This is a genomic window from Mycolicibacter heraklionensis, assembly GCF_001021505.1.
Lineage (GTDB): Bacteria > Actinomycetota > Actinomycetes > Mycobacteriales > Mycobacteriaceae > Mycobacterium > Mycobacterium heraklionense.
On sequence record NZ_LDPO01000049.1, the window covers coordinates 1 to 4,607 of the forward strand.

Annotated in this window: 5 protein-coding genes and 2 pseudogenes; 6 read left to right on the plus strand and 1 reads right to left on the minus strand. The window is 70.2% G+C overall.

Annotated features, from left to right (window positions below; genetic code table 11):
- Window positions 1-356: pseudogene (locus ABW16_RS26990) on the plus strand (hypothetical protein); the annotation flags it as partial.
- On the opposite strand, the gene ABW16_RS23485 reads toward ABW16_RS26990, so the two are convergent.
- The gene (locus ABW16_RS23485) at window positions 353-904 is read right to left on the minus strand and encodes a hypothetical protein (protein ID WP_047321615.1); all 552 of its coding nucleotides are present in this window, start codon (window positions 902-904) and stop codon (window positions 353-355) included. The pseudogene ABW16_RS26990 and the gene ABW16_RS23485 overlap by 4 nt on opposite strands.
- A gap of 104 nt (window positions 905-1,008) precedes the next feature.
- Here ABW16_RS23485 and ABW16_RS23490 point away from each other — a divergent pair, with 104 nt between their 5' ends.
- From ABW16_RS23490 to ABW16_RS23510, 5 genes and pseudogenes are all read left to right on the plus strand, one after another.
- Complete coding sequence (locus ABW16_RS23490; RefSeq protein ID WP_047321619.1) at window positions 1,009-1,455, plus strand: hypothetical protein; 447 nt, start codon at window positions 1,009-1,011, stop codon at window positions 1,453-1,455.
- Window positions 1,452-2,228, plus strand: coding sequence for a hypothetical protein (locus ABW16_RS23495; protein ID WP_047321616.1), 777 nt, complete (start codon window positions 1,452-1,454; stop codon window positions 2,226-2,228). The genes ABW16_RS23490 and ABW16_RS23495 overlap by 4 nt, the downstream gene beginning before the upstream one ends.
- 113 nt (window positions 2,229-2,341) lie before the next feature.
- Window positions 2,342-2,641, plus strand: a complete 300-nt coding sequence (locus ABW16_RS23500; RefSeq protein ID WP_047321617.1) for a PE family protein — start codon at window positions 2,342-2,344, stop codon at window positions 2,639-2,641.
- Window positions 2,642-2,651: 10 nt separating this feature from the next.
- Window positions 2,652-4,256 carry a PPE family protein gene (locus ABW16_RS23505; RefSeq protein ID WP_233424864.1) on the plus strand — a complete coding sequence of 535 codons (1,605 nt, stop codon included), beginning with the start codon at window positions 2,652-2,654 and terminating at the stop codon, window positions 4,254-4,256.
- Between the two features lie 217 nt (window positions 4,257-4,473).
- Window positions 4,474-4,607: pseudogene (locus ABW16_RS23510) on the plus strand (type VII secretion protein EsxS); the annotation flags it as partial.

The window sequence follows — 4,607 nt, forward strand, 5'->3', positions numbered from 1 at the left end:
GTGCCGGTGGCGGAGGTGGTGGCGGCGGCACCTCGGGCACCAATACCGCGGGCGGCAACGGTGGTCGCGGTGGCGCTGGTGGCAGCGCCGGTCTGATGTCCGGGAACGGCGGCAACGGTGGTGATGGCGGCGACGGCGGCTACGCCGGGGTCCGCGGACCCGACACCCCCGGCGGCCAGGGCGGCGTAGGTGGCCAAGGCGGAGCGGGCAGCATCAGCGGGAACAACGGGGCAGCCGGCACTACCGGGAACACTCCCGGCAGCCATGGCGGCGGCGGTGGCGGATGCGTCCCCAACCCCGGTGGCGGCGGCCCGGGCGGACCGGGTAGCGGTACGGGCTGTAACGGCGGCGGCTAAGCGCTGCGGGAAGTCTCTGGGACTGCCCAGTCGATCGCGGCGGCGATCACCCAGCCGAGGATTCCGGCCACCAGGCCGAAGCCGAGGTGGAAGAGCGCTTTGTCGCCGATGCCCACCACGGCCGCGTGATGGCCGCCGAAGAGTCCTGTTGCAATCGGAACAGCAAGCGCGACAAGGTGAATCGGAGCCGCGGCAAGCGCGATCAACCACCGGCGGCACCGCACGGCGGGGATGGTTGTCAGCAGGTACAGGAACGCCGCGGCGCCCAGGTAGCGAACCCCGGCCCAGGGGCCTGGGCCGGACTGCAGCAGCGCGGTGGCCGCCGTCGACGCCGCACCCACCGCGAGCACCGTCTGCGGCCTGCGGGTGGTGAGGGCCACCGCCACCAACAGGGTCAGCCACACCAGGCCGCGATGCCCGGGCAATCCCAGCGGCATCCGCATGTCGGAGGACAGGGTGATCACCACGGCAGCGGCAGCTGGGAAGACGACTTCGCGGGCCAGCACCAGGCTCGTCGGTCGCCCCGCGGTCCACGGCATCACGGTCATCGCCTCAAGGTAGGCCCGACGGCCGCGCCGCACAACCTCATCTGAGGGTTATGTCGGCGCCTAGCAGCTTGAATACGTGTGGACACCTGCTTACGGTCATGCACATGCGGTCAGCTGCTGGGTGCCTGTTCGGAGTGGGTCTGGCGGCACTTGTCGTCGGCGCCGCAGTGGCGGGATGCGGCGGCGACACCGATACCGACACGGCGACGGGATATCGCCTGGTCGTTCGGCAGGACGGCCGAGTGCTGGACGAGTTCGACCTGGCCCGGCTGGGCGGCTTGCCGCAGACCGAGATCGCGACGCCGCAATCACACGGAAGCCCCGTGCAGCGAGGCCCTGCGGTGCGAACGGTTCTCGACGCCGCCGGGGCCACGGCGGTCCACAGTGTTCGGTTCGAAGGACGTGACCCGGCGCAGACGCTCACCGCCGCCGAGCTCACCGATCGGGTCGTGCTGAGTTTCACCAAACGCGACACCCTCAAGCTGGCCGGGACCGACCTCGAGCGCGACCGGTGGGTTCGCGATGTCAGCACAGTGGTCGTCAACCCGTGACGGTCTTTGCCGGCGTCGACCTGCTGATCGGCATCGACGACACCGACGACCAGTTCAGTCCCGGTACCGGCCGGCGCGCCCGGGCTCTGCTACGCGAGTTGGCGGCCGCCGGGCTGGGCAGCGAGGCCGGGGCTACCCGGCACCAACTCCTCGTCGACGACCGCGTTCCCTATACGTCGCACAACTCCAGTGCCTGCCTGGCCTGGCGCAGTCCCGGAGCCGACCCGCACGCGGTGCGCGACGAGATCATCGGCTTTGTCGCCGGGTTCCTGGAACGCGTCTGTCCGCCGGCCGCGGACCCCGGTCTGGCGGTGGCGATTCCGGCTGATTTGAGCGATATTCGCCCGCTGGTGGAGTTCGGTCGGCGGGCCAAACGGGAAGTGTTGCAGCGGACGCAAGCCCGCCGTCTCGGCGAGGAACTCGGTGTGCACGTGTCCGGGCACGGCGGCACCCACGACGGGGTGTTGGGCGCCTTGGCGGCGGTCGGTCTGCAACTCTCCGGCGACGACGGACTGTTCATCGCATTGCCCGGGCTGGCGAACCTGCCCGCCGAGGCAACCGTCGACGAACTCCTGGCCAGCGTGCCCATCGATGATGTCCGGGACGGCAGCGCCCGCCGACCGGCACCCGGTGAACTGATCGAGTTGGGCGACTGGGTCCGCCCCGTTCTGCTTAAGGGCCGCGCCGTGCTGCTGCTGGACCCACCCCTGCAGCACCCCGATGGTCGGCGTAGCTGGCGGACCGCACCGCGGTGGGTGGTCAAGAAACACTGAGGTCTATCCGCAGTTACGGGACCATTCAGGGCCTGACAGGGCATATCGTGACTGCATCAGCTTCATCAGTCCGCAGGTTAGGTGGCGGCGTATTGGCTGGAAGGGGTTCCGCCATGGTTCTGAACGTCGTGCCCGAAGGCCTGGCTGCGACGAGCGCGGCCATCGAGGCGATCACCGCGACGCTGGCGGCAGCGCACGCGACCGCGGCGCCGTTGATCACCGCGGTGGCGCCGCCTGCGATCGACCCGGTGTCGCTGCAGGCCGCGGCGGAACTCAGCGTGCAGGGCAGCCAGCACGAGGCGGTCGCTGCGTGCGGCACCGAAGTGTTGGGCCGGGCCGGTGTGGGGGTCGCTCAAGCGGGGGTCAATTACCTGGTCGCAGACACCCTGGCGGCGTCGGTGTTTTCGCAATAGCGGTGCGGTGATGTCGGCCCCTGCCACCTGGATGGCGGCCCCGCCCGAAGTGCACTCGGCAATGCTGAGCACCGGGCCGGGGCCGGGGCCGCTGCTTGCCGCGTCGGCGGCCTGGGCGACATTGGGCAGTGAGTACCTCAGTGCCGCAAGCGATCTCACCGCCGTTCTCGGCGATGCTCAGCAGGTGTGGGCCGGCCCGACCGCGGAGGCATATGCGGCGGCGCATCTGCCTTATCTGGCCTGGCTGCAGCTGGCCGGCGCGCTCAGCGCCCGAACCGCCGCCCAGCACGAGGTGATCGCGTCGGCGTACAGCAGTGCCCTGGCGGCCATGCCGACCCTCGCCGAGTTGGCTGCCAACCACGCCACCCACGCGGTGTTGGTGGCGACCAATTTCTTCGGGATCAACACCGTGCCGATCGCGGTCAACGAGGCCGATTACGCCCGGATGTGGACCCAGGCGGCCACCGTCATGAGCGCTTACCAGGCAGCCAGCGAGACCGCGCGAAGCTTGGGGCATTCCAGCGGCAGCGCGCAGGCCGGGATCGCGGCGGCCGGCGACGGTACGGGCGGCGGCGGGGGAGGCAATGGCGGTGGCAGCGGTGACGGAAGCGGATCGTTTGACCTGCCAACGCCGGCTGAGATCTGGCAGATGCTCTTCGGCGCCGACGGCCAGCAGGTTCCCGGACAAGGCCAGCCCAATTGGAGTCCCGCGGAATTCCTGCAGAATCTGTCCAATTTCGTCAACGGCACCGAGAAGGCGCTGGCCTGGCTGCAACAGAACTTTCAAGGACCGCTCACGCCCGCTCAGCGGTGGCAGCTGACGACCTACTTCATCGCGTGGCAGACCTACCGCGCCGTCAACTGGACGCTGCGCAGCCTGCGTTTCCTGTTGCAACTGTCCCCGCTGCTGGCGGGTGTCGGGCTGAACCTGGCGATCGGCAGCCTCGCCGCGGTCGCACCGCCGGCCGGCCTGGCCGGCTTGGCGGGGCTGGCCGGAATCCCCGCACCGGCGGTGCCGCCACCGGTGCCGGCGGCACCCGCTGCGGTGTCACCGGTCATCTCCGGTGGCGCAACGGCTCCGGCGCCGAACCCCGCGACGGCGCCGGCCTCGGCAGCACCTGCTGCGCCGGCGATGACGTCGCCCACCACCCCCGCCGGCACCGCACCACCACCGCCGCCGGTGCCCCCGTTGATCGGTACCGAGGGCACGTTCCACAGCTACCTGGTGGGCTGGCTTCCCTCGTCGCAGAGCGCTGCCGGCCGTGCGGGCGCGAAAACGGCCCGGCCCGCCGCCGGCGTAGCGGCCACCGCGGCGGCCGGCGCAGCGGAGACCGGCACGGCGCGGCACGGCGGCCGTCGGCGCGGCCGGCTGATCGACCCCGGCTACCGCTACGAATACCTCGAGGACGACGCCCCGGGGCTCGAACCGGACCTGGCGCCGCAGACCCGCTCTAGCGCAGCGGGCTTCACGGGGACGCTCGGCAAGACCGGGATGGCGCGCGCCGCCGGTCTGGCGGAGCTGACCCGAGACGAGTACGGCCGAGGCCCCGCTGAACCGATGCTGCCGGCCTCCTGGGACGGCCCGGACGAGAGCCCGTCGACGCACATAAGTTAATCCGCATTCGCGGCCGTTGATCCAATTAAAGGTTCGTAGAACGAGGTAATTGCCGTAGCATTGTTCCTCAGTTATTGACCGGACTGAACTCCGCCGACGTTCTTGTCCGGGAGTGCCGAGCCGCTCTCAACGATGCGAGCAACGGGCGGTCGCGGCCTCCATGGAACCCGAACGGCGCGGCCCGCGACTAATCGATAGTGGAGAGAGGAGTGCGGGGATGAGTTTGTTGGATGCGCATATTCCGCAGTTGGTGGCGTCGGAGTCGGCGTTTGGTGCCAAGGCGGCGTTGATGCGGTCGACGATGGCGCAGGCGGAGCAGGCGGCGTTGTCGGCGCAGGCGTTTCATGTGGG